The organism is Corynebacterium doosanense CAU 212 = DSM 45436, from assembly GCF_000767055.1.
In the GTDB taxonomy this organism is placed as follows: domain Bacteria; phylum Actinomycetota; class Actinomycetes; order Mycobacteriales; family Mycobacteriaceae; genus Corynebacterium; species Corynebacterium doosanense.
The window spans coordinates 1,000,610-1,025,950 of the sequence record NZ_CP006764.1; the positions used below are offsets into that span (position 1 = coordinate 1,000,610).

The following is a 25,341-nucleotide window of genomic DNA, read 5'->3' on the forward strand; positions in this document are numbered from 1 at the left end:
TAGCTGTCAGCCCGCCAGCCCGGTGAAGCAACAACTACCCGTAGATGGTTTCGCCGTCGCCCGAGTCCTTGGCGATCTTGCGCGATAGGTACAGGGCCTCGAATCCCAGCTCGACGGCCGAGGCTCGCGAGCCGCCGAACGCGGAGGCGAGGTCGTCGTAGAGCGTGGCGTCGCCCAGATCGGGAAGGTTGGCCAGGAACTCGTCGGCGGTGACATCCTCGCCGGTGGAGACGGTGGTGGTGCCGTCGAGTGCCTCGATGAGCGGTGACATGTCGATCCCACGCAACCTGGGCCGGACGGCCTCCGCGGTGGCGGCGCGCAGGAGGTACTCGAGGATCTCCCATTCGCGGCCTTCCTCGCCGGGCTCGAACTCGATCTTGCCGCCGAGCACGTCGACGGCGGCCTCGAGGTCGACCAACCGGGCCACGGCCGCGGACTCTCCACGGACGGCGGCGCGCCGGCGGGCGGCAGCGGCGACGGTCTCAGCGCCGGCGATGGCGAAACGTGCGGAGACGCCGGAGCGCTGGTTCACCGCGGAGGATTCCCGCAGCCCGCGGGTGAAGCGGGCGAGAATCTCCAGCAGCACCTCGGGGACCTCGGCGGACAGCGTCGCCTCCTGGCGGATGACGGCGATCTCGTCCTCCAGCGCGAGCGGGTAGTGCGTGCGCACCTCGGCGCCAAAGCGGTCCTTGAGCGGGGTGATGATGCGCCCGCGGTTGGTGTAGTCCTCCGGGTTGGCGGAGGCGACGACCAGCACGTCGAGCGGCAGCCGCAGCGTGTATCCACGGATCTGCACGTCGCGCTCTTCCATGACGTTGAGCATGGACACCTGGATGCGCTCGGCGAGGTCGGGCAGCTCGTTGATGGCCACGATGCCGCGGTTGGAGCGCGGGATGAGGCCGTAGTGGATGGTCTCGGGGTCGCCGAGTCGGCGGCCCTCGGCCACCCGCATGGGATCGACGTCGCCGATGAGGTCGGCGACGGACGTGTCCGGCGTGGCCAGTTTCTCGGTGTAGCGGTCCTCGCGGGCGAGCCACGCGATCTCCAGCGCGTCTCCCTCGTCGGCGATGCGCCGGCGGGTGGCGTCGGTGACCGGGGCGAAGGGGTGTTCCCGCAGTTCGGTGCCGGCGACGATGGGGGAGAAGTCGTCGAGAAGCGAGGTCATGGTGCGCAGCAGTCGGGTCTTGCCCTGGCCGCGCTCGCCGAGCAGCACGATGTCGTGGCCGGCGATGAGCGCGCGCTCCACCTGCGGGATGACGGTGTTCTCCAGCCCGTGCAGCCCGGGCCAGGGGTTTTCCCCGCTGGCGAGCTTGGCCAGGAGGTTCTCGCGCAGCTCCTCGCGCAGCGGGCGGTAGACGTGGCCGGAGGCGCGGAGCTCTCCGAGGGTGTGGATGTCAGGCGTGGAAGTCACCTCCCCGAGACTAACAGCGGGCGTAGGCTCGGCGGTGATGAATGACACTCTGGTACTGCTCATCCGCCACGGCCTCACCCCGACGACCGGCCAGGTGCTGCCCGGTCGCGCGCCGGGGCTGCACCTCAGCGAGAAGGGCCAGGAGCAGGCACGCGAGGTGGCCAAGCGGCTCGACCCCCTCGATCTCGCGGCCGTTTACGTCTCGCCCCTGGAGCGCACGCGGGAGACCGCGGCGCCCACGGCCGGCCTCTTCCGGCTGGAGGCGCGTGTGTGCGAGCCGCTGCTCGAGTGCGACTTCGGCGAGTGGACCGGCGCGAATCTCTCGGAGCTCTCCCGGCTGGAGGAGTGGAGGACGGTTCAGCAGCGCCCGTCCGAGTTCCGTTTCCCCGGCGGCGAGAGCTTTGTGGAGATGCAGGAGCGCATCGTGTGCGGCGTGCGTGATCTCGCCGCGCGCCACCCGGGTGAGACGATCGCCTGCTTCAGCCACGCTGACCCCATCAAGGCGGCGCTGACCAGCTTCGAGGGCCTGGAGCTGGACCGGTTCCAGAGCATCAGCGCCGATCCGGCGTCGATCTCCGCGGTGCGTATCGACGCCTCCGGCAACGCAGAAGTCCTGCGCCGCAACTCGACCTCCGGAGATGTCGTGTGAGCGGCTTCGACCGCGAGCTCCGCCTGCTGTCCGACGGCACCATCGGCCTGGTCGGCCAGATCGCGGAGTCCAGCAACTTCGTCCTCGCCGCGGACCTCACCCTCGGCGACGAGTACGGCTGGGCCATCTACAAACCCCAGGCAGGGGAGCAGCCTCTGCATGATTTCCCACCGGGCCTGCACGTGCGCGAGCGGGCAGCGTTCCTGGTCAGCGAGCATCTGGGCTGGCACGTCGTCCCGCCGACCGTCATCCGCGAGGACGCGCCCGCCGGTGTGGGCTCGCTGCAGTGGTTCCTCGACCTCAACGGTGAGCACTATTTCACGCTTTTCGACGACCATCCCGACACCCACGATCAGCTGCGCCGAATCGCGGTCTTCGACTTTCTCATCAACAACACCGACCGGAAGTCCGGCCATGTCCTGCAGGACGAGTCCGGCCGGATCTGGGGCATCGACCACGGGCTGTGTTTCAACCCGGCGACGAGGCTGCGCACGGTGATCTGGGACTTCCAGGAGGAGGAGATCGCCCCGGAGCTGCAGGCGGACCTGGAACGTTTCGCCCGCGACATCCCGGCGGAGGTCACCGCGCTGCTCAGCGACGAAGAGGCCGAGCTGCTGCAGCGCCGCGCCGACCGGATGGTGCGGCTGCCGTTCCTGCCACGGCCGTGGGCGGACTATCAGTATCCCTGGCCGCTGGTGTGAAATAGATAGTAAACTATCCATCATGGCCCGCAAACAGCAGACACGCATCGCCGGTTCCTCCGCCCTCGTCACCGGGGCCTCCTCCGGGATCGGGCGGGAGATCTGCCGGGAGCTCGCCCGCCGGGGTGTGGCGCGGCTGGTGATCGTCGCGCGCCGGGAGGCGGAGCTCCGCGCGCTGGCCACGGAACTCGCCCGCCCGGGACTCGAGGTCCAGGTGCGGCCCGTCGACCTGGCGGACCCGGTCGCGGCTGCGGCTCTCGTCGAGGACATCGCCGCCGACCCCGTGGACATCCTCTGCCTGGGCGCCGGGTTCGGTGACCACGTGCTCTTCGACCGCTCGGAGTGGTCGCGAATCGCGTCGATGGTCCAGGTCAACCTCACCTCCGTGCTCCAGCTCGTCCACGGGCTGCTGCCGGGGATGATCGCGCGCCGTCGTGGGGCCCTGATGATCATCAGCTCCGGCAGCGGATACACCCACATGCCCATGTCCACCACCTACGCCACCACCAAACATGCACTCGCCGGGTTCTGCGCCAACCTCCGACTCGACCTCACCGGCACTCCCGTCACCGTCACCGAGGTCGCGCCCGGGCCCGTGCCCACCGGGTTCGACGTGGCCGCCGGTGCGGAGGCGGGGTTGGATTCCCAGGTGCCCGCGTTCATGGTCATCGATGCGAAGCGCTGCGCGATCGAGGCGGTGGACGGACTGGAACGCGGTGAGGCCCTGGTCTGGCCGGGGCGCGGCTACCGGGCCCTCATGCGGCTGGTCGGCGTGATGCCCCGGCCGATTCAGCGGGCGATGTTCGCGCGTTCGGGCTCCGTGTCGGCGCGGCAACGGATATAGACTTCTCCGCAACCCCCTCTTTCCCCTCGACCATCGGATACACGCCGTGACCTATCTCTTCATGCTCATCGGCCTTCTGCTGGCCACCGTCATCGTCGCCGCGCTCGGTGATCGCTTCGGATTGCCGTGGCCGGCGCTGCTGACCGTTGTGGTCGCCCCGGCGCTGTTCATTCCGGGGGTCCCGGACTGGCAGATCCCGGCCGACCTCATGCTGCCCATCTTCCTGCCGCCCCTGCTGTGGTCGCTGGCCAGGCGCACGAGCTGGGGAATGATCAAGGCCCAGTCGAGTGTCATCTGGTCCATGTCCATCGTGCTGGTGTTCCTCACCATCGCCGCGCTCACCGGGACCGCGCTGATCATGCTCCCGGGCATCGGCATCGCCGCCGCGATCGTCCTGGCCGCGGCGCTGGCGCCGCCGGATCCCGTGGCGGTCGACGCCGTCGCCGGCCCAGCCGGGATTCCCCGCCGCATCACCGGCACGCTGCAGACGGAGGGCCTGTTCAACGACGCGGCATCCATCGTCACCTTCCACGCCGCACTGTCCGCCCTGCTCGCGGGTTCACACGTGGACATCGGGCGCGGATTCGTGGAATTTGTGTACTCGTCCGTGGCAGCGGTGCTGCTGGGCCTGATCGTCGGGCGGGTCTCCGCCTGGTTCATCGACCACGTCGCCGACCATGCCGCACGCAACGCGTTGACCTGGGTGATCCCCTTCGCCGTCTACATCCTCGCGGAGGAGATCCACGCGTCCGGCGTCATCGCCATCGTCATCGCCGCGGTGGAGATGCACTCCCGGGCCACCGTGACCTCGGAGGACCGGCTCTCCGGACACTCGTTCTGGGAGACCGTGGAGATGCTCTTCACCGGCGTCGCCTTCGGCCTCATCGGCCTGTCCTTCCGCTCCGCCATCGAGACGGTCGGGTCGGAGCTGTGGCACGCCGTGCTGGTGGGCGTGGTGCTCTCTGCCGTGGCGTTTGCGGTGCGTTTCGCCTGGATGTGGGTGATCTATCGCCTCAACGTGGCCAAGGGGAAGATCTCCAGCGCGCCGCTGCGCATGCAGGAGGTGCTGCTCATGGCCTGGTCGGGAATGCGCGGGCTGGTCACGCTCGCGCTGGTGCTGTCCATCCCCGCCGGGGCGTTCGACTTCCACCATGAACTGACGGTCATCGCCCTCACCGTTCTGGTGTGCACGATGGTCATCCCCGGCCTCCTGCTGCCCTGGCTGGTCGGGGTCCTCGACCTCGACAGCGGACCCGACGCCGCCGGCGACCGCGCCGTCGCCCTGCTCAACGTGCGCGCCCGAGAGGCCGCGCAGAACGCGGTCATCGCCAAGGCCAGGGAACTGCCACCCGAGCAGCTCGAGGCCGTCCAGCACTGGATGGACCAGCAGCTCATCCAGGAGGAGATCGACCCGCAGGGTTACCAGGAGCGCCGGGAGAAGCTCGAGAAGATGCGCGCCAAGTCCCAGATGGCCCGCATCGACGCGCTCAAGGCCGCAGAGGCGGAGATGCTCAAGGCCCGCGCCGAGCCGGGCATCAACCCGGCGTACGTCGACGAGGTCCTGGCGGACATCGACCGCATGCTCATCGCCGCGGGCGGGCCGGGTCCCCGGGGCGCCGGTGAGGACATTTCCGAGATGGTGCATGAGCGCAAGATGCAGTACCTCGCCAGCCGGAAAAACCGGGAGCTGGAACCGGGCACCGTGGATGAGGACCGCACGCAGCACTGACACCGTGGACGGGGTGCCTCGCCCCGGTCTGCAAGGATGGCACCCATGACAGCGACGCTCGTGGCCCGGGACCTGGCCGGAGGCTTCGGCCACCGCACCCTCTTTGAATCCCTCGACCTCACGGTCACCACCGGCGACGTCATCGGCGTCGTCGGTGCCAACGGTGCCGGCAAATCCACGCTGCTCTCCCTGCTGGCGGGCGCCGCGACACCGTTGGTGGGGAGCGTGTCTCTTTCCCCGGCGGACGCCTTCGTGGGCTGGCTGCCCCAGGAACACGAGCGGGTCGACGGCGAGAGCGTCGCCGACTACATCGCCCGGCGTACCGGCTGCACGGAAGCCACCACGGAGATGGAGGAGACGGCCGGACACCTCGGAACTTCCCGTGAGGCCGACGACGCCTACGCCGTCGCGCTCGACCGGTGGCTCGCCAGCGGCGCGGCGGACCTCGAGGACCGCATCCCCGCGGTGCTCGCCGACCTCGGCTTCGACCTACCGCAGTCGACACCCATGACGGCGCTCTCCGGCGGGCAGGCGGCGCGGGTGGGCCTGGCGGCGCTGCTGCTCTCACGTTTCGACATCGTGCTTCTCGACGAGCCCACCAACGACCTTGATCTGGACGGCCTGGAACGCCTCGAGGAATTCGTCCGCAGCCTCCGCGGGGGAGTGGTGCTGGTCAGCCACGACCGTGAGTTCCTTGCCCGCTGCGTCACCACCGTCCTCGAGCTCGACCTCGCCCAGAACTCCACCCGGGTCTACGGCGGCGGTTACGAGTCCTACCTGCAGGAGCGGGCCGTGCTCCGCGCGCATGCCCGGGAGCGCTACGAGGAGTTCGCCGACAAGAAGGCCGACCTGGTCTCCCGCGCCCGCACCCAGCGGGAGTGGAGCAGCAAGGGGGTGCGCAACGCCATCAAGGCCGCGCCGGACAACGACAAGCTGCGCAGGAAGGCCGCCCAGGACTCCAGCGAGAAACAGGCGCAGAAGGTCCGGCAGATGGAGAGCCGCATCGCCCGGCTGGAGGAGGTGGCCGAGCCCCGGAAGGAATGGGTGCTGGACTTCCACATCGCGCAGGCACCCCGCTCGGGCACGGTGGTGTCCACGTTGAACGCGACCGTCGTTAAGCAGGAAACCTTCACCCTGGGGCCGGTGTCACTGCAGATCAACGCCGGGGAACGGGTCGGGATCACCGGCCCCAACGGGGCCGGGAAGTCGACGCTGCTGCGCGCGCTGCTGGACGAGTCGGCCCTGGGCGCCGGGGTTGTCGTCGGCGAGATCGACCAGGCTAGGGAGGTGCTGGCGGGTGACCGTGCGCTGGCGGAGGTGTTCGCGGAGCAGGTGCCCGACTCCACGGAGAGTGAGGTGCGCACCCTGCTGGCCAAGTTCGGTCTCGGGGCGGACCACGTCAACCGCAGCGTGGATGACCTCTCGCCGGGGGAGCGCACCCGCGCCGGGCTGGCGCTGCTCCAGGCCCGCGGCATCAACCTGCTGGTGCTCGACGAGCCCACCAACCACCTCGACCTGCCCGCCATCGAGCAGCTGGAGAAAGCGCTGGAGACCTTCGACGGCACGCTGCTGCTGGTCACGCACGACCGCCGGATGCTGGAATCCGTGCGTCTGGACCGGCACCTGCGGGTCGAGGCTGGGCAGGTCACCGAGCGATAGAAAAACCCGCCACCTCGGATGAGGTGGCGGGCGGTCTGGGCCTAGTAGGTGGCCGGCGGATCGCTGGCGGGGAAGGATTCCTCGCCCTGCTCGTCGACCAGCTCGTCCTCGTTCTCCGGGGCCTCTTCGCCGGTGCCGGGGTAGGAACCGGTGTCCTGGGCGAGGAGGTCGTCGTCGTTCTCCGGGACAACGTTGGGGCTGTTGGTGGAGTCGTAGTTCGGGTCGGACGGGAAGTTGCTCATCTGAGATGTCCTCCTTCATCGAGTGGGTATGTGTCGGTCGACTCTACGCCTTTTTGCGCGCGGCGGAATGGACGTAGGGTTGTGGCCCATGAGTGACCGAGACACCGTCCGAAAGCTGCTGGAGGAACGTGGCGAGACCTTCGCCGAACAGGCGCACATCACGGTGCGCGACGAGCCGTCCGCGCTGTTTCGCCTGCTCACGCTGTGCATGCTCCAGGCCAAACCGATCTCCGCCGATATCGCCGTGGCCGCCCTCCGGGAGCTGAACAAACAGGGCCTGGGCACCCCCGAGAAGGTCTTGTCCGCCCCGCGGTCGACGTTCCTTTCGGCGTTCGGGCGCGCGGGGTACGCGCGTTACGACGAAAGTTCCACCACCTACCTGAAGAAACTCGCCCGGGTGCTCACGGACGAGTACGACGGCGACCTGCGTGAGCTGCGGGGACCGGACGTGGCCAAGAAGCTGCAGAAATTCGACGGCGTCGGCCCGGCCTGCGCCGACATGTTCCTCCGCGAGGTGCAGGGCATATGGCCGGAGGTCGCGCCGGTCTTTGACAAGAAAGCCATCGAAGGCGCGAAGAAGTTGGGCCTGCCCGAGTCCGCCGACGACCTCGCCGAACTCGTCGACCCGGAGGATCTCCCGCGCCTGGCCGCGGCGCTGGTGCGCGTCGCCCTGGACAAGACGGCCGGATAGCGGCCGACCGCACTAGGATCGGCGGCGACCAACAAACCAGCAGACAGGAACCCCCGATCATGACCACACGTGTGTCCGCCTACATCTCCCTGCCCGGCCAGACGGCCGAGGCCTTCACCCACTGGCACGAGGTCTTCGGCGGCGAGCTGAACATCCTCAAGTACGCCGATCAGCCCATGGAGGGCATGCCCTTCGAGCCGGACCCGAACGCCGTCGCCCACGCCACCCTGAACTTCCCCGGTGGATCGATCGCCGGTGGGGACTCCATGGATCCGGAGAACACCTACCCGGTCGAGGGCACCGCCTACTCTCTGCTGGTCACCGTGGATTCCCCGGAGGAGGGCCGCGAGCTCATCGCCAAGATCGTCGACGCCGGCGGCGAGGTGGGAATGCCCTTCGAGCAGGCTCCCTGGGGTGACTTCTACGGCTCCGTCTTCGACAAGTTCCGTGTGATGTGGTCCTTCTCCACCAGTTAGTTCGCCGTAGACCCTGACAGGGCCCGGGTCGGGGATTACCGTGGAAGGTGCACCGGAACCCGCACACGAGGAGCCCGTCATGGCCGAGAAGGATTTCACCGGAACCAGCGTCATTGTCACCGGAGGTGGATCGGGGATCGGCCGTCAGGTCGCCCACCAGGTCGCCGCCCGTGGTGGGCGCGTGATCGTCGCCGACATCGCGGACTCGGCCACCACGGTCGCGGAGGAGATCCGGGCGGCCGGGGGAGCGGCGGAGGCGGTCGTCGGCGACATCACCGATCAGGCCGTGGTGGACGAGCTGGTGGCCGCAGCCGGCGCAGGCAGTATCGCCCTGGTGAACAACGCAGGCGTCATGGACCAGTTCGCCGGGGCGCAGGGCACCGACGACGCCATCTGGCAGCGCTGCCTGAACATCAACGTCACCGCTCCGTTCATGCTCACCCGCGCGGTGCTGCCCGTGATGCGGGAGAACGGTGGCGGGGCGATCGTCAACGTGGGTTCTGCGGCGTCGATACGCGGCGCGGCTGCGGGCGCCGCCTACACGGCCTCGAAGCACGCCCTCGCCGGGCTGACCAAAAACACGGCGTACACCTACGGCCGGGAAAATGTCCGGTGCAACCTCGTGGCGCCCGGGGGTGTGGACACCAACATCATGAGCTCGATCGATCCCGCAGGCATCGATCCCTCCGCGGGCCTCGGGATTCTCAAGCCGATCCACGACTCCGCCATCCGCAACGCACGGCCCGAGGAGACCGCGGCGGCCATCGTGTTCCTCCTGTCCCCGGCAGCCAGCAACGTCAACGGCGCGATCATTCCCGTCGACGGTGGCTGGGCGGCGGGATAGCCGACCGGCAGAAAAGCATTCCCGCTGCGGCGCAGCGCTGATAATCTCGGCAGCATGCGCCGCCACCTTCCCGCTGTCCTCGCAACCGCCACGTCGTTGACCCTTCTCGCCGCTGGGCAGGTGGCGTCGGCGGCGGATCTGTCCTCCGGGTCGTCGCTGCCGCGGCTGTCCTCCGGAAGCTCCCTTCCCGGGACCACCGCACCCGACCTCAGCGAATCCTTCGTCGTCACCGAGCACGGTTCCTTCAACGAGGGCTGGGCCATGTCCTTCCTTCCGGGCACCCACTATCTGGCGGTCACCGAACGCGCAGGCGCGATCAGGTTGTACGACACGGAGACGGACGAAGTCACGGAGGTGACCGGCGTCCCCGAGGTCTACGACGTGGGCAAGGCCGGGCTCTTCGACCTCATCCCGGGCCCGACCTTTGACACCGACGGCACCGTCTATCTCTCCTGGGCACGGCCCCACGCCCAGGGTTCGCAGGGCGTGGTGGCCACCGCCCGGCTGGATACTCAGACGGCATCGCTCAGCGATGTCGACGTGATCTGGGAGCAGGCTCCCTCGACCGGCGACGGCCACTTCTCCCTCCGGCTGCTCATCCAGGGCGATCACCTCTTTGTCACCTCGGGGGAGCGTCAGAAGGGTGCGCCGGCGCAGAGCATGGCCACCAACCTGGGCAAGATCCTCCGGCTCACCCTCGATGGCGAGCCGGCCGAAGGGAACCCCTGGTACGACCGGGGCGGCGTGGCAGCGGAGTTCTATTCAATGGGCCACCGCAATATCCTGGGCATTGCTGAGGGCCCCGGTGGATCGGTCTGGGCCAGCGAAATGGGACCGCGCGGTGGCGACGAACTCAACCTCATCGAGCCGGGCGGGAACTACGGCTGGCCGAAGGTGTCCATGGGCGACAACTACGACGGGACCCCCATCCCGGACCACGCGGCGGGCGACGGCTTCCGCGCCCCGAAGGCGTACTGGGATCCGTCGATCTCCCCGGCCAACCTGGCCATCTACCAGGGCACTCTCTTCCCGGGCTGGCAGGGCAGCGCCCTGCTCGGCGGCCTGTCGGGGCAGACGCTCGTCCGGGTGCCCATTGCGGGCGAAGACACGGGCACCCCGGAGTCGTGGGATGCCGGAGCACGTATTCGCGAGGTCGAGGTCGCGCCCGACGGCGCGGTCTGGATCCTCGAGGACGGTGCCGACGGGCGGCTGCGCGAACTCAGGCCTCAGTAGGAACCGCAGATTCTGTCCAGACGTCTGGACAGCCCACCTTGCTCCCCGGGCCGGGGCGTAGGCTTCGCCGTGCGAGGAAGGCAGGAACACAATGTTGGCCGTGTTGTTCGGGGTGTTGGCGGGCGCGTGTCTGCCGGTGCAGACGTCGGTGAATACCCGGCTGCGATTGAGCGTCGGCTCACCGCTGCTGGCGTCCTTGCTCTCTTTTACTGTGGGAACGGTGGCGCTGGCGGCCGCGACGCTCGTGGCCACCGGGCGTGCCTATCCCGAGCTGGGGCTGGCGGCGGGCAGTCCGTGGTGGACGTTCATCGGCGGCATGCTCGGGGTTTTTGTGCTCACGGGAAACATCCTGCTGTTTCCGCGCATCGGTGGGGTGCAGACCGTGGTCCTGCCGATCGCGGGTCAGGTGCTCATGGGTCTGGCCATCGACGCCTTCGGGATCTTCGGCTCAGCGGTCGTACCGCTCAGCGTGAGCCGCATTGCTGGTGGGCTCGCGGTGTTGCTGGGCGTGTTGCTCGTGGTCAATGTGTTCCAGAGCCGGGCCCAATCCCCGGCTGACCGGAAGGGCGAACCTGCTCTGTGGCTGTGGCGACTCATGGGGGGCGCCATGGGACTGGCCGCCGCGACGCAGACGGCGGTCAACGGCCGCCTCGGTGGCGAACTCGGATCCGCCGTGGCCGCCGCGCTGTTCTCCTTCGCCACGGGTGCGGCGACCCTGCTGCTGGTGTTGCTGACCCGCACGCCGTTTCGTTTCCGGGTGCCGGACGGTCAGGCACGCAACCCCGCGTGGATGTGGATCGGCGGGGTGCTGGGCTCGATCATCGTGTTCGCCGGCGCGTTTCTCGCGCCGGTCATCGGCACGGGAGCCACGGTGGTGGTGCTGTTGCTGGGCATGATGACCGGCAGCGTGCTCATCGACACCTTCGGGCTCCTCGGCAGCCCGCGGCGCCGGCCGCAGTGGACGCAGGTGGTGGGACTGGTGGTCATCCTGGTGGGAGTCGTGCTGATTCGGATCGTCTAAACCCGCCCGGGCCGCCGACGCCCCTGTTAGCGTGGTGGTTATGACCAATCTCAGCTCTGACTTTCTTGGCAGCCTCCCACAGCTGACGGGCACCCCGCCGACAATCGACCTTGATCTGCTCCCGGAAGAGCCGCGCGAGCTGTTCGCCCGGTGGTTCCGGGAGGCCGTCGACGCAGGCGTCCCCGAGGCGAAGGCCATGACCGTGGCGACCGTCGACGCCGACGGGCTGCCTGACGCCCGCATGGTCGACCTCCAGTCCGTGGATGAGAACGGGTGGACGTTCATCACCGGCAAGGCCAGCGCCAAGGCGGCCCAACTGACGGCGAACCCGGCGGCCGCGCTGAACTTCTGGTGGCAGCCACAGATTCGCGCGGTCCGCATCCGCGGCGAGGCAACCCCGATCCCGATCGGGGAGTACGCGCAGGCCTGGCGGGTCGACCCGATACATGTGGAGTTCTGGCAGTCGACCGCGAAGCAGGAAAACACCCGGATTCGCTATGAGAGGACCGAGATGGGCTGGGAACGCAGCATAGAGACCCCGTAGAGCACTGACCGCCGGCCGCGAATCCTGCGCACAGTAGTCGATCGCCTCGTGCGCCCGCTCCGGAGCCCCGCCGGCAACGGCTAGTGTTTCTTCATGACCACGTTTGACGTGACCATTCACCGAAACCTAGGCACCCCGGACACCCCGAGCCGCACGGCCCGCGAGGCAGCAGCACTGTGGGTGAAATCCGACGAGGACTCTTACGGTTTCGCAGATCTGGTGCCCACGCCGGAATTCATGGCGACATTCACCTCCGACGAGGCGGCCGCGCGTGGCGTCCTCATCACGGCCGTGGGGACCAACGGTGAGCTGGCCGGGTTCATCCTTACCGCCCTGCCCGTCCGCGACAACACCGACCGCATGCACCTGGAGTCCCGGGTTCGCCCCGGTCTCGAGAAAGGTGAGGTGCTCCGCCAGATGTGGCCGGAACTCAAGCGGCTAGCGACGGAGGAGGGCCGAGACAAGTTCACCTGGTTGGAGCCCGCGACGCTCGAAGGCGGGGAGATCGCGCCGGAGACAGGAACGGGCGCGGTGCGGCGGACGAGTTGTACCGACCTGCTGGGTGAGCACGGTTTCGAGCTCTCGCAGATCGAGATCATCTACTCCATCGACGTCGACGAAGCGCTGACGAGTGTCGCCGGTACCAGGACGGACGAGGGGTACCACACCGAGTCCTGGGTGGGAGCGACGCCGGAGCGGTTCATGGACGGCCTCGTCGTGTTGCGCACGTCCATGAGCGTCGACATCCCGCAGGGCGACCAGCAGACGGAGGTCGAGCAGTGGGACTCGGAGCGGATCAGGCGCGCCGACCGACGGGCCGCCGAGGCCGGGAGGGTGATGCTGCGGACGGTGGCCGTCGATAAGCGCACCGGAGAGCTGGCCGGCTACACGGAACTCAGGCACTCGGCGGCCGGGGGAGAGGCTGCAGAACAGTCGGATACACACGTCGCCGAGGAACACCGCGGCCACGGGCTGGGACTGGCGATGAAGCACGCCAACCTCGTTCAGCTCGCGGAGACAAGCCCACACATCCGGCGCATTCTCACCTCCAACGCCAGCGAGAATTCCTGGATGAGGGCCATCAATGAGCGCCTCGGCGGAAGGGCGGTGGCCGCGCAGGGAATCTGGGAGGCTAGCGTCGAGGCTTGAGCGGGACGAACCGGTACAGCCCGTGTCTAGTGGCCGAGCCGTCGGCAAGCACCCGGAGCATCGTCCCCGCGACCGGGATGACCATGACTCCGTCGGGATGCAGCTGCTCGACCAGCTCCTCGGGGAGCTCCCGCGGCTGCGCGGAGACGAGGATCCGGTCGAAGGGCGCTTCGGCGGGGAGGCCATAGACGTCGTCCGTTGCCTGCCTGATGGAGGCGTGGGGGAAGTCGAACTTGGCCAGGTTCGCGCTGCCGAACGTGACTAGCTCAGGCACGAGTTCGACCCCGAGCACGGCGCCCTCGGGCCCGGTGAGCGTAGCCAGCAGTGCGGTGGACCACCCCGAACCAGCGCCGATGTCGAGGACCCGGTGGCCGGGGCGGACATCGAGGAGCGTGAGCATGTCGGCGACGGTGCGCGGCTGCGAGTTCGTCTGCCCGTGGCCGATGGACAGCGGCGCGTCGACGCCGTAGTGCTCGACGTGCTCGGGCAGGAGGAACTCGCGACGGTCGACGGCGGCGAAAGCTTCGGAGACCTTCACGCTCGTGCGGCCCCGCTAGACCTCGACCGACTCGCCCGGCTTGAGCGGCAGGTACTCCACCCCGTGGTCCTTGGCGAGCTGGCGGAGCAGCCCGCCCCGGAGCGTGAGGCCGTTGTCGTTGTCGACCCCGTCGTGCACGCCGATGAACCGCTTCGGCCGGTGGGCCGCGAGGTATTCGTCGACCATGAGCATGCGCAGCCACGGCCCACTGATCGGCACCAGTACAACCTCCATGTCCGGGATCGCCGCCATCGAGTCGCCGGGATGCAGCACCGTGTCGTTGAAGAGGTATCCGAGGTTCTCCGGCAGCTCCTTGGAGTTGATGATCTTCTCGTGCGGGGTCTCGCGGACCTCGACGTTGAGTGAGCCCAGCGAGAAGGTGTCACCGTCGGCGACCACGTTGTAGTCGGCGTCGATAAGCTCCCTCAACCCCTCCGGGCCGTAGATCCGCAGCTCGGGGTTGGTGGCGCGGGCGGCGGTGAGCGCGTCCGCGTCGACGTGATCGGGGTGGATGTGGGTGATGAGGACGGCGTCGACCTCGGCGAGGTTGTCCGGGGTGCCGAAGCCGCCGGGGTCGAGCACGACCGTGGTGTCGCCGTCGGAGATTTCTACGCAGGAGTGGATTCGTCGGGTGATCTTCATGCCTTCCCATTGTGCCAACTTCCTCCACGTAGCGTGGTGGGCATGGACATCACTGTGACGCAGGGAGACATCACCACCGCGCGTGTCGACGCCGTGGTCAACGCGGCAAATTCCTCACTCATGGGTGGGGGAGGTGTCGACGGAGCGATCCACCGGGCCGCCGGGCCGGAACTGCTCGCCGCGTGCAAGAAGGCGCGTGCCGAGCTCTACCCGGACGGGCTGCCGCGCGGGGAGGCCGTGGCCACGGAGGCCGGAAACCTCGACGCAGAGTGGGTCATCCACACCGTCGGGCCGGTGCATGCCAAGACCATCGACCACTCGGACGTGCTGGCATCGTGTTACCGGGAGTCCCTGCGGGAGGCGCGGCGTGTCGGCGCCCGCAGCGTGGCCTTCCCCGCGATCTCCGCGGGGGTCTACGGGTGGCCGATGGACGACGCCACCCGCATCGCGGTGGAGACCGTGCGGTCCATGGCGGCCGAGGTGGGCGGGGACATCGATACGGTGACGTTCTACGCGTTCGACGAACGCGCGGCGGCGGCCTTCGGGGAGGCGTTGGCGGCGAGCTAGGAGCGCCGCCGCCCGGGATGGAGCGGCTCATTCCGTTTGTGCCGGTCGATGCCCGTATTATCGGCCCCATGCGTTTTCTCAACGATCAGCAGCCCGAGCACGACCTGACCTACGACGACATCTTCCTCGTCCCCTCGATGTCCGAGGTGGGGTCGCGCATGTCGGTCAACCTCGCGACCAACGACGGCACCGGCACGACCATCCCGCTGGTCGTGGCCAACATGACCGCCGTTGCGGGGCGCCGCATGGCGGAGACGATCGCCCGCCGCGGCGGCATCGCCATCATCCCGCAGGACGTCCCCGCGGAGTTCGTCGCCGAGACGATCAACCAGGTGAAGTCCGCGCACCTGCTCTACGACACCCCGATCACCGTCAAGCCCCACCACACCGCCGGGTACACCCGCAACCTCCTGCCCAAGCGCGCGCACGGTGCCGCGGTCGTCGTCGACCCGGAGACGTCGCGTCCCGTGGGCATGATCACCGCGCGTGACCTCGAGGGTGCGGACAACTTCGCCCAGGTCGGCGACCTCATGTCCCCGTCGCTGTTCACCCTGCCCGCGGGCATCGAACCCCGCCAGGCCTTCGAGCAGCTCAACGCGGCCTCGCGCAAGCTGGCCCCCGTGGTCAGCGAGGACGGCCAGCTCCTCGGCGTGCTCACCCGCGCCGGTGCGCTGCGCGACTCCCTGTACACCCCGGCGGTCGACGGCTCCGGCCGCCTGCGCATCGGCGCCGCCATCGGCGTCAACGGTGACGTCGCCGGCCGGGCTCGGACGCTTCTCGACGCCGGTGCGGACGTCCTCGTCATCGACACGGCCCACGGGCACCAGCGGGCGATGATCGACGCCCTGCGCACGGTGCGCGAGCTCAACCCGGGCGTCCCCGTCGCCGCGGGCAACGTGGTCACCCCGGAAGGCGTGCGCGACCTCATCGAGGCCGGCGCGGACATCATCAAGGTCGGCGTCGGCCCGGGTGCCATGTGCACGACCCGCATGCAGACGGGCGTGGGCCGCCCGCAGTTCTCGGCGGTTCTCGAGTGCGCGGCCGAGGCGAAGAAGTACGGCAAACACGTCTGGGCCGACGGCGGCGTGCGCAACCCCCGCGACGTGGCCCTGGCTCTCGCGGCCGGTGCCTCCAACGTCATGATCGGCTCGTGGTTCGCCGGCACCTACGAGTCGCCCGGTGACCTCCTGCGCGACGGCGACGGCCGGGAGTACAAGGAGTCCTTCGGCATGGCCTCCCACCGCGCGGTGGAGAACCGCAACACGGCCACCGAAGCCTTCGAGAAGGCCCGCCGCGAGATGTTCGAGGAGGGCATCTCCTCGGCGAAGATCTACCTCCAGCCCGGCCGCGGGGGAGTGGAGGACCTGGTGGACTCCATCGTCTCCGGCGTGCGGTCCTCCTTCACCTACGCCGGCGCGGACTCGGTCGAGGCCTTCGAGGAGCGTGCGGTCGTGGGCATCCAGTCCGCGGCGGGTTACGCCGAGGGCAAGCCGCGGCCGACGCGCTAAAACCCTCCGCGGCGGCGGCCGATGGCGTAACTTGGCTCTTTGTCGTTTCAGAAACAGTTTCAGGAACACCCGTAGGAAAGGCCCCCGCCATGAGCGCCGAAGTAACCACCTCCGTAGTCGAGGTCGCCCTGCCCGACGGATCTGTCTCCGCGCTGACGGTGCACCGCCCGGCGGACCCGTCCGCCCGCCCGCTCATCGTGGTCTGGCCCGGGCTGGGAGTCGGCGCGTCCTACTATCGCCCCCTGGTGGAGGAGCTTGCGGCGCGGGGATTTCCCGCCGTCTGCGGTGAGCTGCGTGGACAGGGTGAGAACACCGCCCACCCGGAGCGTTCCCAGCGCTGGGGATACCACGACATGGCCGCGCAGGACTACCCGCTGACGATCCGTGCGGTGAAGCAGGAGCTCGGCCTGCCGGAGGATCACCCCACCGTGCTGTTCTGCCACTCGATGGGCGGGCAGATCGCCACCGTGTTCCTCGCCCGCCCGGAAGCCCGGGAGCTGGGGGTTGTGGCGATGTACGGCGTGGGCTCCGGATCCCCGCACTACCCGGCCTTCACCAACCCCACCCGCAACCGGGTCCGGTACGGGTCACTCTTCATGCGGGTGGTGAGCAAGGTGCTGGGTTACTGGCCCGGCACCATCGCCGGCAAGGACATCGCCGGATACGGCCGGCAGGCCGACCCGCACATGGCGGAATGGTCACGCTTCTCCTGGACCAACAAGCTGGACAAACTTTCTGGGGCCGACATGGACTACCCGGAGGAGCAGAAGAAGATCGTCGTGCCGATCCTGCTGACCCGGTACAACAACGACGACGACTGCCCCATCGCCTCCTGCGAGGCCATGGCGGAGAACCTGCCCGCCGCGGACGTGCGCATCGAGCAGTTCGAGGGCGATCTCGGGCACAACCGCTGGGCCCGGCAGCCGGTTGCCGTGGTGGACCGGCTCGAGGCGTTCGTGGGAGAGATCGGGGTCTAGCGCTTCTGGCGGTATTCCGCAGTCGCCCGTTCCGCAAGTTCTGCCAGCAGGACCTCGCACCAGCGGGAAATCCGAGTTATCAAACTGGCAGAGAGTGTCGGCTCGACATCCCGGAGGAAGATCTCCATCGGGCGGATCGCTGAGGTACCGATGACGATGAACGTCGGGTAGCCGGCGGCCGGTGCTGTGGAGGCGGTAACCGCGCAGTTGACGATCTGGATAATGCTGGGAAACTGCGACTGAAAAGAAACGTTCCAGGTCGTTGATTCCTCCCCGACGAGGTCGTATCCGGCGGCGGGGCGTGGAGCTTCACCGATGAATCCCCTGAAGCATTGCGATGTCAGCGGCTGTTGCGGGAGTGAGGAGACCTGACTTTCTAGCTCCGTGAATACTGCGTCAGCCAGCCTCAGGGCGGGGCCAGCCAACTCGTCCGGCGTTCGGGAGCGTTCCTGAGCATCCAATTCGGCAAGAGTTGTTCCGGCACCCTTGTGGGGGACGGCGCTTTCCAGAACCGTCATCATCGAATCGATGGCGCGCTGCTCGATAAAGTCGATGAACGGCCGCGCGTTTCCGGCATCGGCGGCCTCGAGGGCATCGAGGTATCCAGTGCGCTGATCGGCGAACAACACCAGTGGAATACCCGGGTCACGTAGAAGATAGATGCTGGCCAGCTGGCGGGAGACGCGGCCATTGCCGTCCGCGAAAGGGTGGACGCAGACAAACGCGAAATGAATGTAGGAGGCCTGCTCCACCGGATGCGCCCGATCGAACTCGGACGTGGAGCATTCTTTGACCAACCGCGCCATCTCCAGCGGCGTGTCGTCCACCGAGGCGTAGGCATGGATCGTGCCGTCAGGGCGGGTAGGTGAATTTGGCATGGTTTTGTACTGACCATGAGCCAGTGCCTGGCGCTGGGGTCCGGCAACGGTGAGTACTTCATGGTCGGACTGACTGGCCGCGACGGCTTGGTGAAGCTCGCGGATGAGCGCTTCCGTGAGTGGCCTGCGGGCGGTAGCGACGTCGAGTACGTAGTCAAAACTCGCCAGGACGTCGTCAAAGGCCGGGCGAACGTGGTCACCCTTTTCCGTCATGGCAGATTCCCAGCCGAAGGACTGCTCGGCAACGGTGCGGGTGAACCCGCGGTCGGTGGAATAGATCCCCTCGACGGCGTTGGTGTCCACCGCTGCCTCGCGTTTGAGTTTGTCGACCGGCGCGCCCCGGACATCGTCACCGAGCGCACGGAATTGCTCGGCATATCGGTCGAAGGCCTCGTGGCCGTTGGCCATGGTGCGCCAGTGCTCGAAAGAGGGGAAGGGCTGGTATGTGCTCACCAGGTCGATGATAGGGGAGCGTCAGCGCAGTAGGCTCAGATCCCATGACCGACCACGGCCCCGATCCCGAGGGTGAGAACGACGCCTACTACCAGCTCATGCTGGATCCCGAGGCGATGCTGCTCTGCGCGCTCATGTGGGCGCCGACGCCGGACGAAGGGGCCGACCGCGTCTGCGGGGTGCTGGACGCCGGTGACTTCAACAACACCAACTACGGGGCGATCTTCGCGGCCGTGGTGGCGGTGAGGTCGGCGGGGCGGAGGGCTGACGCGGCGTCGATACGCAGCTGGCTCCTGGAACAGGGCAGCGACAGCGCGATCGACCGGCAGATCGCCGGGCCGATGCTGGTCTCGCTGAGCACGCTGCGAACCGCGCCGGGCACGGTGCTGTCCTACGCCGACCAGGTGCTCGGCGCCTCGTATCGACGTTTCTTCCAACGCACCGCCGCGGAGCTCACCCATGCGGGCGAGACGGCCCCCGAGGCCCGGCTCTTCGAGCTGATGCTCGAGGAGGGCAGGAAACAGCGCCGGGCGTGGGAGCGGCGGCAGTCGCTGCGCGGTTAGGCCTTGCGGCGCAGGAACTTCGCGGTGGTGCGGAAGACGTCGTAGAACTCGTCGATCCACGAGAACTGGGCCACGAAGCCGTGGTTGGCGCTCTCGAAACGTACGTGGGTGACGTCCACGCCGGCCTCCGATAGGCGCTGGGCGTAGGCGATGCCCTCGTCGCGGAGGGGGTCGTAACCCGCCGTGATCACCAGGGCGGTGGGTAGCCCGCGGAGATCCTTACGTTTGATGGGGGAGACGAGCGGGTCGGCGGGATCGGCACCGTTTTTGACGTAGAAGGAGGTCGCCGCGGCGAGCTCCTTGGTCTCCAGGCCGTACCCCTCGGCGTTCTCCTTCAGGGAGTCGTAGCGCTCCTCGTCGAAGTCCAGGTCCACGGCGGGGTAGTAGAGGATCTGGTGGGTGATCCGGCGGAAGTGCGAGTCCTTGGCCACGAAGGTGACGGCCGCGACGAGGTTGGCACCCGCCGCGTCGCCGGCGAGAGCGAGGACCTCCTCGTCCCACTTGAGCTCCACGTCATGCTGCACGATCCACTTCAGCACGCCGAAGATCTGCTCGATGGCGGTGGGGAACCGTGCCTCGGGGGCGAGGGAGTAGTCGACCGAGATGACCTTCTTGCCGGTCTCCTTGGCCAGTGCGCGGGCGACGTGGTCGTGGGTGTCCACGGACCCGGAGAAGAAGGCTCCTCCGTGCACGTAGACGATGACGCCGTAGCGACCGGCGGTGGCGTCATCGGCGTAGATGCGCACGGGCACCTCGCCCACGTCGGTCACCGCGGTGACGTCCTGGACCAGGCCGAGCTGCGGCTCCCGCTTGTCGACGTCCGGCACCCGCTCCTGCCCGGCGGCGCGTGCGGCGTCGACCTCGGGAGGGGTGTCGCCCGCCGCGGGGGTCTGCTGCACGGCGTCGGCGATCTGTGGGTGGAGGGGTTCTTTGTCGGCCATGGTGGGCGAAATCTCCTTGAGGTCGGGCACGGGTTGTCGCTATCGCCCTCAGCATAGTTTTCCCGGACGCCCCGTGGGCGGGCGGCGAGAGCTCGGTGAGCGGAATGGATAAACGTATGACTATAGTTGGCCGGCGTGATCGACATACTCAGCGACAACACCCTCATCACCATGTTCGTTGTCATCGCCCTGGGCACGGCCTTCGGCGCCATCAAGTTCGGACCCATCCAGTTCGGCGCGGCGGGCGCGCTGTTCGTCGGCCTCGCGGTCGGCGCCTTCATCGCGCCCCCGGACGCCGAGCTCGGGTTGCTGCAGAGCCTCGGTCTGGGGTTGTTCGTCTACCTGCTCGGCCTGGAGGCCGGCGAGGCCTTCTTCCGCAACATCCGCAGCCAGTTCTGGCTCATGGCGGTCAACGCGGTGGCGGTCCTGCTCGCTGCGGTCACGGCCGTCGGCGCGGGAGCGTTGCTCGGGGTCTCGCGGGAGATGGCGGTGGGCACGTTCGCCGGGGCGATGACCTCGACGCCGTCGCTCTCGCTCGTCCAGGAACAGACGGGTTCCGATCTCCCCGCCGTGGGTTACTCCATCGGCTACCCCACGGGCATCGTGGTGGCCATCATCCTCGTGCTGTTCACGGTCAACCGGACATGGAAGGCCGGCCGGGACCAGGCGGGGGACTCCGACGCCCAGCTGCGGGGCATCTTCGTGAGGGTCGACCGTCCCGTCTCCTCCACCGAGCTCCGCGAAAAACTCGACGGCCGGTTCGTCGTGGGCACGGTCTCGCGGGGTCGTCGCTACGAGGTCGTGGGAAACACCTATGACCTCCAGCCCGGTGACATCATCTACGTCATGATCGACCGCGCGGACCAGGACGAGTTCGTCGACCTCGTGGGCGAGCGCCTCCCGTCCCAGGGGCTGCGCAACCCTCGCCTGACCGTCCAGCGTTACACCCTGTCCAACCAGGATCTCGCCGGCAACACGGTGGGCAATCTCCCGCTCTTCCGCAACCACGGCGCGCAGATCCTGCGGGTCCGGCGTGGCGACGAGCGGGTCCTCGCCACCGAGGACACCCACCTCGCCTCGGGAGACATCGTCGAGGTGGTGCACCCCACCGCCCGGCAGCAGTCGGTGGAGAACTTCTTCGGCAACTCCGTGCAGACCGCGTCGTCGCTGGACTGGGTCGCCACCGCGCTCGGGCTGGCGGCGGGTTTCGCCCTCGCCATCGTGCCCATCCCGCTCCCGGGCGGGGCGTCCTTCGCCCTCGGCGCCGCCGGCGGCCCGCTCATCATCGGCCTCATCCTCGGCGCGCTGCACCGCACGGGTCGATTCGCCTGGCAGCTGCCCATGAGCGCCAACTTCTCGGTCCGCCAGCTCGGGCTCATGCTCTTCCTCGCCGCGGTGGGCGTGGCCTCCGGACCCGCTTTCGCCTCCACCGCGTTCTCCCTCGACGGACTGATCACCATCGTGCTGGCGGCGATCATCGCCCTCGTCGGCTGCGGAAGCGTGCTCATCGGCGGGTACTTCCTCGGCCAGTCCGCGCAGCGCTCCAGCGGCGCGGTGTCCGGCCAGCTGGGCCAGCCCGCGGTCTTGCAGTACGCGCTGCAGAACTCCTCGGACTCCCGGATCATGGCCGGCTATTCGGCGACGTTCGCCATCGCGCTGATCCTCAAGATCCTCGTGGTGCCCTTCATGCTCGTGTGAGCTGGCACCCCACGTAGTTTCTGTTAGGCAACCCTAAACTCGGAGAAACACTTTTCGACGAGTTTCCCGCCGACTTCCCCGCTCTCCAAAAACTCCGATAGGGTGTCGATCATGCCGCGAAAGTTATCCCTTGACTGGCCGGTCCTCCGCCAGCTGACATCGGGCGACGTCTTCGCCCGCGACAAGAACACCGAGTCCGAGAAGTACCGCACCATGCAGCCGCGTACCGCCGAGGCGGACCGGGTCGTCCAGAGCGTGTGCCCCTACTGCGCCGTCGGGTGCGGCCAGCTCGTCTACGTCAAGGACGAGAAGGTCATCCAGATCGAGGGCGACCCCGATTCCCCGGTCTCGCGTGGCCGACTGTGCCCCAAGGGCTCGGCATCGGAGCAGCTGGTCAACTCCGAGACGAGGGTCACCGACATCCTCTACCGCGCACCCCGTTCCACGGAATGGGTGAAGCTCGACCATGAGTCGGCGATGGACATGATCGCCGACCGGTGGATCGAGGCCCGGCGAAATGGCTGGGAGGACGTCGATAAGCACGGTCGCACCGTCAACCGCACCTTCGGCATCGCCGGTCTGGGCGGGGCGACGCTGGACAACGAGGAGAACTACCTCATCAAGAAGCTGTTCACCGCCTCGGGCGCGATACAGCTCGAGAACCAGGCGCGAATATGACACTCCGCCACGGTCCCCAGTCTGGGGTCCTCGTTCGGACGCGGCGGCGCAACGCAACCCCTGCCCGACATGGCGAACGCTGACTGCATCGTCATTCAGGGTTCCAACATGGCCGAGGCTCACCCGGTGGGATTCCAGTGGGTGATGGAGGCCAAGAAGAGGGGCGCGCGGGTCATCCACGTCGACCCCCGCTTCACTCGTACCTCCGCGGTGGCCGACAAGTTCATCGGCATCCGCGGCGGCAGCGACGTCGTGCTCTTCGGCGCGCTGATCAAGTACATGATCGACAACGACCTGTGGTTCCACGACTACGTGATCAACTACACCAACGCCGCGACGATCATCAACGACGAGTTTCAGGACACCGAGGACCTCGGGGGACTCTTCTCCGGCTATGACCCGGAGACCGGGAAGTACGACCGGGACTCCTGGCAGTACAAGTTCGCCGAGGAGACCGCACCCGAGGACTGGCAGTTCGCGCAGGACCTCAGCCTGCAGGATCCCAACTGTGTGTTCCAGATCCTCAAACGCCACTACTCGCGCTACACCCCCGAGGTGGTCGAGGAAACCTGCGGCATTTCGCCGGAGGACTTCGAGTACCTCGCGCGTTCCATCGCCGAGAACTCCGGGCGTGAGCGCACCACGGTGTTCGCCTACGCCCTGGGCTGGACCCAGCACACCCTCGGTGCGCAGTTCATCCGCGCCTGCGCCATCCTGCAGCTGCTCATGGGCAACGTCGGCCGCCCCGGCTCCGGCATCATGGCGCTGCGCGGCCACGCCTCCATCCAGGGTTCCACCGACATCCCGACCCTGTTCCACGTGCTCCCGGGTTACCTGCCCATGCCCACCGCGGAGGAGAAGACGTGGGAGGACTACCTCGGGTCGGTCGCCAACAAACACCAGCGTGGTTTCTGGCAGCACGGCGACAGGTACGCGGTCTCCTTCATGAAGGCCTACTTCGGCGACGCCGCCACCGAGGACAATGAGTGGGCCTACCAGGCCATGCCCAAACTCACCGGCCCCGCCTCGACCTATCACACGCTGCAGAAGATGCATAAGGGTGAAGTCGACGGCTACCTGGTGTTCGGCCAGAACCCGGCCGTGGCCCAGTCCAACGGCTACCTCCAGCGCACCGGGCTGGCCAAACTCAAGTGGCTGGTCGTGCGCGACTTCCAGCTCATCGAGACGGCGACCTTCTGGAAGGATTCCCCGGAGGTCCTCTCCGGCGAGCTCACCACCGAGGACATCGACACCGAGGTCTTCTACATGCCCGCCGCAAACCATGTGGAGAAGTCCGGCACGTTCACCCAGACCTCCCGCATGCTGCAGTGGCGCTTCCAGGCCAAGGAGCCCCCGGGCGACGCGATCAGCGAGCTGGACTTCTTCTACCAGCTGGGCAAGCGGATCAAGGACCGGGTCAAGGACTCCACCGACCCCCGCGACTGGCCGCTGCAGCACATCACCTGGGACTACCCGGAGGATGAGAAGGGCGACATCAGCGCCGCCGACGTCCTCCAGGAGATCAACGGCCGTCACCTCACGGGGGACAAGGCCGGGGAACTGCTCAACGGCTTCGGCGAGCTCGAGGCTGACGGCTCCACCGCCAGCGGCTGCTGGATCTACTCCGGCGTCTACGCGGGCGGGGTCAACCGCTCGGCCAACAAACGCCCCGGCCAGGAGCAGGATTACCTGGCACTCGACTGGGGCTGGGCGTGGCCGATGAACCGCCGCATCCTCTACAACCGTGCCTCCGCGGACCCCGAGGGCCAACCGTGGTCGGAGCGCAAGAGGCTGATCTGGTGGGACGAGGAGCAGGGCAAGTGGACCGGCCCTGACGTGCCGGACTTCCCCGCGAAGCTGGCCCCGGGCACCTGCCCGGAGCGGGGATCCGTGGGTCCGCAGGCGCTGGACTCCAACGACGCCTTCATCATGCAGTCGGACGGCAAGGGCTGGCTCTTCGCCCCGACCGGCATGGTCGACGGCCCGTTGCCGACGCACTACGAACCGCAGGAGTCGCCCGTCAGCAACATCCTCTACGAGCAGCAGCAGTCCCCGACGCGGCTGATCTTCAAGGGCAACCACAACCTGTCGCGCCCGGCCCCCGGTGCCCGCGGCTCGGACGTCTACCCGTTCGTGTTCAACACCTACCGGCTGACCGAGCACTACACCTCCGGCGCGATGTCGCGCTCCCTGCCGTTCCTCGCCGAGCTCCAGCCGGAGCTCTTCTGCGAGGTGTCGCCGGAACTCGCGGAGATGCAGGGTCTGGAGAACGGTGGCTGGGCGACGATCGTGTCCCCGCGCGGTGCCATCGAGGCCCGCGTGCTGGTCACCGAGCGCATCCCGATGATGACCATCAACGGCATCGACTACCACAGCATCGGACTCCCGTTCCACTTCGGCAACGGCCCCTACGCCGTGGCCACCGGTGACTCCCCGAACGACCTGCTGGGCATCACGCTGGACGCGAACACGTCCATCCAGGCGTCTAAGGTCGGCGCCTGCACCATCCTCGCCGGTCGTCGACCGCAGGGGGCGCAGCGGGAGGAACTGGTGGAGCAGTACCAGGCCAAGGCCCAGCTCACCGAGGACTCCGGCAACGAACTGCTCACGGACTTCCTCCCCGACGAGGGTGCCCACGGCCATGCCGGCGGCGTCGCCGGATCGCCGGAACTCAAGACCGGTTCCGGCCCGAGCGAGGACGACGC

At 68.0% G+C, this 25,341-nt stretch carries 23 protein-coding genes and 1 pseudogene; 18 read left to right on the forward strand and 6 right to left on the reverse strand.

Annotated features, from left to right (window positions below; genetic code table 11):
* Positions 1 to 34 precede the first annotated feature (34 nt).
* Positions 35 to 1,411 (reverse strand): sigma 54-interacting transcriptional regulator, encoded by a 1,377-nt coding sequence (locus CDOO_RS05005; RefSeq protein WP_018022635.1) that lies wholly within the window; start codon positions 1,409 to 1,411, stop codon positions 35 to 37.
* A gap of 37 nt (positions 1,412 to 1,448) precedes the next feature.
* Here CDOO_RS05005 and CDOO_RS05010 point away from each other — a divergent pair, with 37 nt between their 5' ends.
* Genes CDOO_RS05010 through CDOO_RS05030 form a run of 5 tightly spaced genes read left to right on the forward strand, consistent with a single transcriptional unit; the run spans position 1,449 to position 6,993 of the window.
* Positions 1,449 to 2,060 carry a histidine phosphatase family protein gene (locus CDOO_RS05010; protein WP_018022636.1) on the forward strand — a complete coding sequence of 204 codons (612 nt, stop codon included), beginning with the start codon at positions 1,449 to 1,451 and terminating at the stop codon, positions 2,058 to 2,060.
* Complete coding sequence (locus CDOO_RS05015) at positions 2,057 to 2,761, forward strand: SCO1664 family protein (protein WP_018022637.1); 705 nt, start codon at positions 2,057 to 2,059, stop codon at positions 2,759 to 2,761. The genes CDOO_RS05010 and CDOO_RS05015 overlap by 4 nt, the downstream gene beginning before the upstream one ends.
* Positions 2,762 to 2,783: 22 nt before the next feature.
* A complete protein-coding gene (locus CDOO_RS05020) occupies positions 2,784 to 3,605 on the forward strand; it encodes an SDR family NAD(P)-dependent oxidoreductase (RefSeq protein ID WP_018022638.1) in 822 nt (273 codons plus the stop codon).
* Between the two features lie 46 nt (positions 3,606 to 3,651).
* A complete protein-coding gene (locus CDOO_RS05025; protein WP_018022639.1) occupies positions 3,652 to 5,334 on the forward strand; it encodes a cation:proton antiporter in 1,683 nt (560 codons plus the stop codon).
* Between the two features lie 45 nt (positions 5,335 to 5,379).
* The gene (locus tag CDOO_RS05030) at positions 5,380 to 6,993 is read left to right on the forward strand and encodes an ABC-F family ATP-binding cassette domain-containing protein (protein WP_018022640.1); all 1,614 of its coding nucleotides are present in this window, start codon (positions 5,380 to 5,382) and stop codon (positions 6,991 to 6,993) included.
* A 41-nt stretch (positions 6,994 to 7,034) separates the two neighbouring features.
* Here the strand turns inward: CDOO_RS05030 and CDOO_RS05035 are convergent, their stop codons facing one another.
* Positions 7,035 to 7,235 carry a hypothetical protein gene (locus CDOO_RS05035; RefSeq protein ID WP_018022641.1) on the reverse strand — a complete coding sequence of 67 codons (201 nt, stop codon included), beginning with the start codon at positions 7,233 to 7,235 and terminating at the stop codon, positions 7,035 to 7,037.
* An 88-nt stretch (positions 7,236 to 7,323) separates the two neighbouring features.
* Here CDOO_RS05035 and CDOO_RS05040 point away from each other — a divergent pair, with 88 nt between their 5' ends.
* The 7 genes from CDOO_RS05040 (at position 7,324) to CDOO_RS13235 (ending at position 13,193) form a co-directional block, all read left to right on the forward strand.
* Positions 7,324 to 7,926: an HhH-GDP family DNA glycosylase gene (locus tag CDOO_RS05040; RefSeq protein ID WP_018022642.1), complete on the forward strand. Its 603-nt coding sequence runs from the start codon at positions 7,324 to 7,326 to the stop codon at positions 7,924 to 7,926.
* Positions 7,927 to 7,985: 59 nt separating this feature from the next.
* Positions 7,986 to 8,402, forward strand: a complete 417-nt coding sequence (locus CDOO_RS05045) for a VOC family protein (RefSeq protein ID WP_018022643.1) — start codon at positions 7,986 to 7,988, stop codon at positions 8,400 to 8,402.
* 79 nt (positions 8,403 to 8,481) lie between these two features.
* Positions 8,482 to 9,246, forward strand: a complete 765-nt coding sequence (locus tag CDOO_RS05050) for an SDR family NAD(P)-dependent oxidoreductase (protein WP_018022644.1) — start codon at positions 8,482 to 8,484, stop codon at positions 9,244 to 9,246.
* A 54-nt stretch (positions 9,247 to 9,300) separates the two neighbouring features.
* The gene (locus CDOO_RS05055) at positions 9,301 to 10,479 is read left to right on the forward strand and encodes a PQQ-dependent sugar dehydrogenase (protein WP_018022645.1); all 1,179 of its coding nucleotides are present in this window, start codon (positions 9,301 to 9,303) and stop codon (positions 10,477 to 10,479) included.
* Between the two features lie 91 nt (positions 10,480 to 10,570).
* The gene (locus CDOO_RS05060; RefSeq protein ID WP_026159457.1) at positions 10,571 to 11,500 is read left to right on the forward strand and encodes a DMT family transporter; all 930 of its coding nucleotides are present in this window, start codon (positions 10,571 to 10,573) and stop codon (positions 11,498 to 11,500) included.
* A 40-nt stretch (positions 11,501 to 11,540) separates the two neighbouring features.
* Positions 11,541 to 12,044, forward strand: a complete 504-nt coding sequence (locus CDOO_RS05065) for a pyridoxamine 5'-phosphate oxidase family protein (protein WP_018022647.1) — start codon at positions 11,541 to 11,543, stop codon at positions 12,042 to 12,044.
* Between the two features lie 93 nt (positions 12,045 to 12,137).
* On the forward strand, positions 12,138 to 13,193 hold the full coding sequence (locus tag CDOO_RS13235; RefSeq protein WP_018022648.1) for a GNAT family N-acetyltransferase: 1,056 nt from the start codon (positions 12,138 to 12,140) through the stop codon (positions 13,191 to 13,193).
* Here CDOO_RS13235 and CDOO_RS05075 read toward each other — a convergent pair.
* Both CDOO_RS05075 and CDOO_RS05080 read right to left on the reverse strand, forming a co-directional pair.
* Entirely contained in the window at positions 13,177 to 13,731 is a 555-nt protein-coding gene (locus CDOO_RS05075) for a protein-L-isoaspartate O-methyltransferase family protein (RefSeq protein ID WP_018022649.1), read from the reverse strand. The genes CDOO_RS13235 and CDOO_RS05075 overlap by 17 nt on opposite strands.
* A gap of 15 nt (positions 13,732 to 13,746) precedes the next feature.
* Positions 13,747 to 14,373 carry an MBL fold metallo-hydrolase gene (locus CDOO_RS05080; RefSeq protein WP_018022650.1) on the reverse strand — a complete coding sequence of 209 codons (627 nt, stop codon included), beginning with the start codon at positions 14,371 to 14,373 and terminating at the stop codon, positions 13,747 to 13,749.
* Positions 14,374 to 14,415: 42 nt separating this feature from the next.
* Here CDOO_RS05080 and CDOO_RS05085 point away from each other — a divergent pair, with 42 nt between their 5' ends.
* The 3 genes from CDOO_RS05085 to CDOO_RS05095 all read left to right on the forward strand — a co-directional run bounded on the left by CDOO_RS05085 (position 14,416) and on the right by CDOO_RS05095 (position 17,425).
* Positions 14,416 to 14,940, forward strand: a complete 525-nt coding sequence (locus CDOO_RS05085; RefSeq protein ID WP_018022651.1) for an O-acetyl-ADP-ribose deacetylase — start codon at positions 14,416 to 14,418, stop codon at positions 14,938 to 14,940.
* Between the two features lie 68 nt (positions 14,941 to 15,008).
* Positions 15,009 to 16,448: a GuaB1 family IMP dehydrogenase-related protein gene (locus CDOO_RS05090; RefSeq protein WP_026159458.1), complete on the forward strand. Its 1,440-nt coding sequence runs from the start codon at positions 15,009 to 15,011 to the stop codon at positions 16,446 to 16,448.
* An 89-nt stretch (positions 16,449 to 16,537) separates the two neighbouring features.
* Complete coding sequence (locus tag CDOO_RS05095; protein ID WP_018022653.1) at positions 16,538 to 17,425, forward strand: alpha/beta fold hydrolase; 888 nt, start codon at positions 16,538 to 16,540, stop codon at positions 17,423 to 17,425.
* On the opposite strand, the gene CDOO_RS05100 is transcribed toward CDOO_RS05095, so the two are convergent.
* The gene (locus tag CDOO_RS05100; protein ID WP_018022654.1) at positions 17,422 to 18,756 is read right to left on the reverse strand and encodes a Fic family protein; all 1,335 of its coding nucleotides are present in this window, start codon (positions 18,754 to 18,756) and stop codon (positions 17,422 to 17,424) included. The genes CDOO_RS05095 and CDOO_RS05100 overlap by 4 nt on opposite strands.
* A 44-nt stretch (positions 18,757 to 18,800) precedes the next feature.
* Here CDOO_RS05100 and CDOO_RS05105 point away from each other — a divergent pair, with 44 nt between their 5' ends.
* Positions 18,801 to 19,319 carry a DnaB-like helicase N-terminal domain-containing protein gene (locus tag CDOO_RS05105; protein WP_018022655.1) on the forward strand — a complete coding sequence of 173 codons (519 nt, stop codon included), beginning with the start codon at positions 18,801 to 18,803 and terminating at the stop codon, positions 19,317 to 19,319.
* Here CDOO_RS05105 and CDOO_RS05110 read toward each other — a convergent pair.
* Positions 19,316 to 20,260 carry an alpha/beta hydrolase gene (locus CDOO_RS05110; RefSeq protein ID WP_038573695.1) on the reverse strand — a complete coding sequence of 315 codons (945 nt, stop codon included), beginning with the start codon at positions 20,258 to 20,260 and terminating at the stop codon, positions 19,316 to 19,318. The two genes, CDOO_RS05105 and CDOO_RS05110, sit on opposite strands and share 4 nt — an antisense overlap.
* Positions 20,261 to 20,395: 135 nt before the next feature.
* Here CDOO_RS05110 and CDOO_RS05115 point away from each other — a divergent pair, with 135 nt between their 5' ends.
* Positions 20,396 to 21,958 carry an aspartate:alanine exchanger family transporter gene (locus tag CDOO_RS05115; protein WP_020384670.1) on the forward strand — a complete coding sequence of 521 codons (1,563 nt, stop codon included), beginning with the start codon at positions 20,396 to 20,398 and terminating at the stop codon, positions 21,956 to 21,958.
* Positions 21,959 to 22,069: 111 nt separating this feature from the next.
* A pseudogene (fdnG, locus tag CDOO_RS05125) lies at positions 22,070 to 25,246 on the forward strand (formate dehydrogenase-N subunit alpha); the annotation flags it as partial.
* Between the last annotated feature and the right edge of the window lie 95 nt (positions 25,247 to 25,341).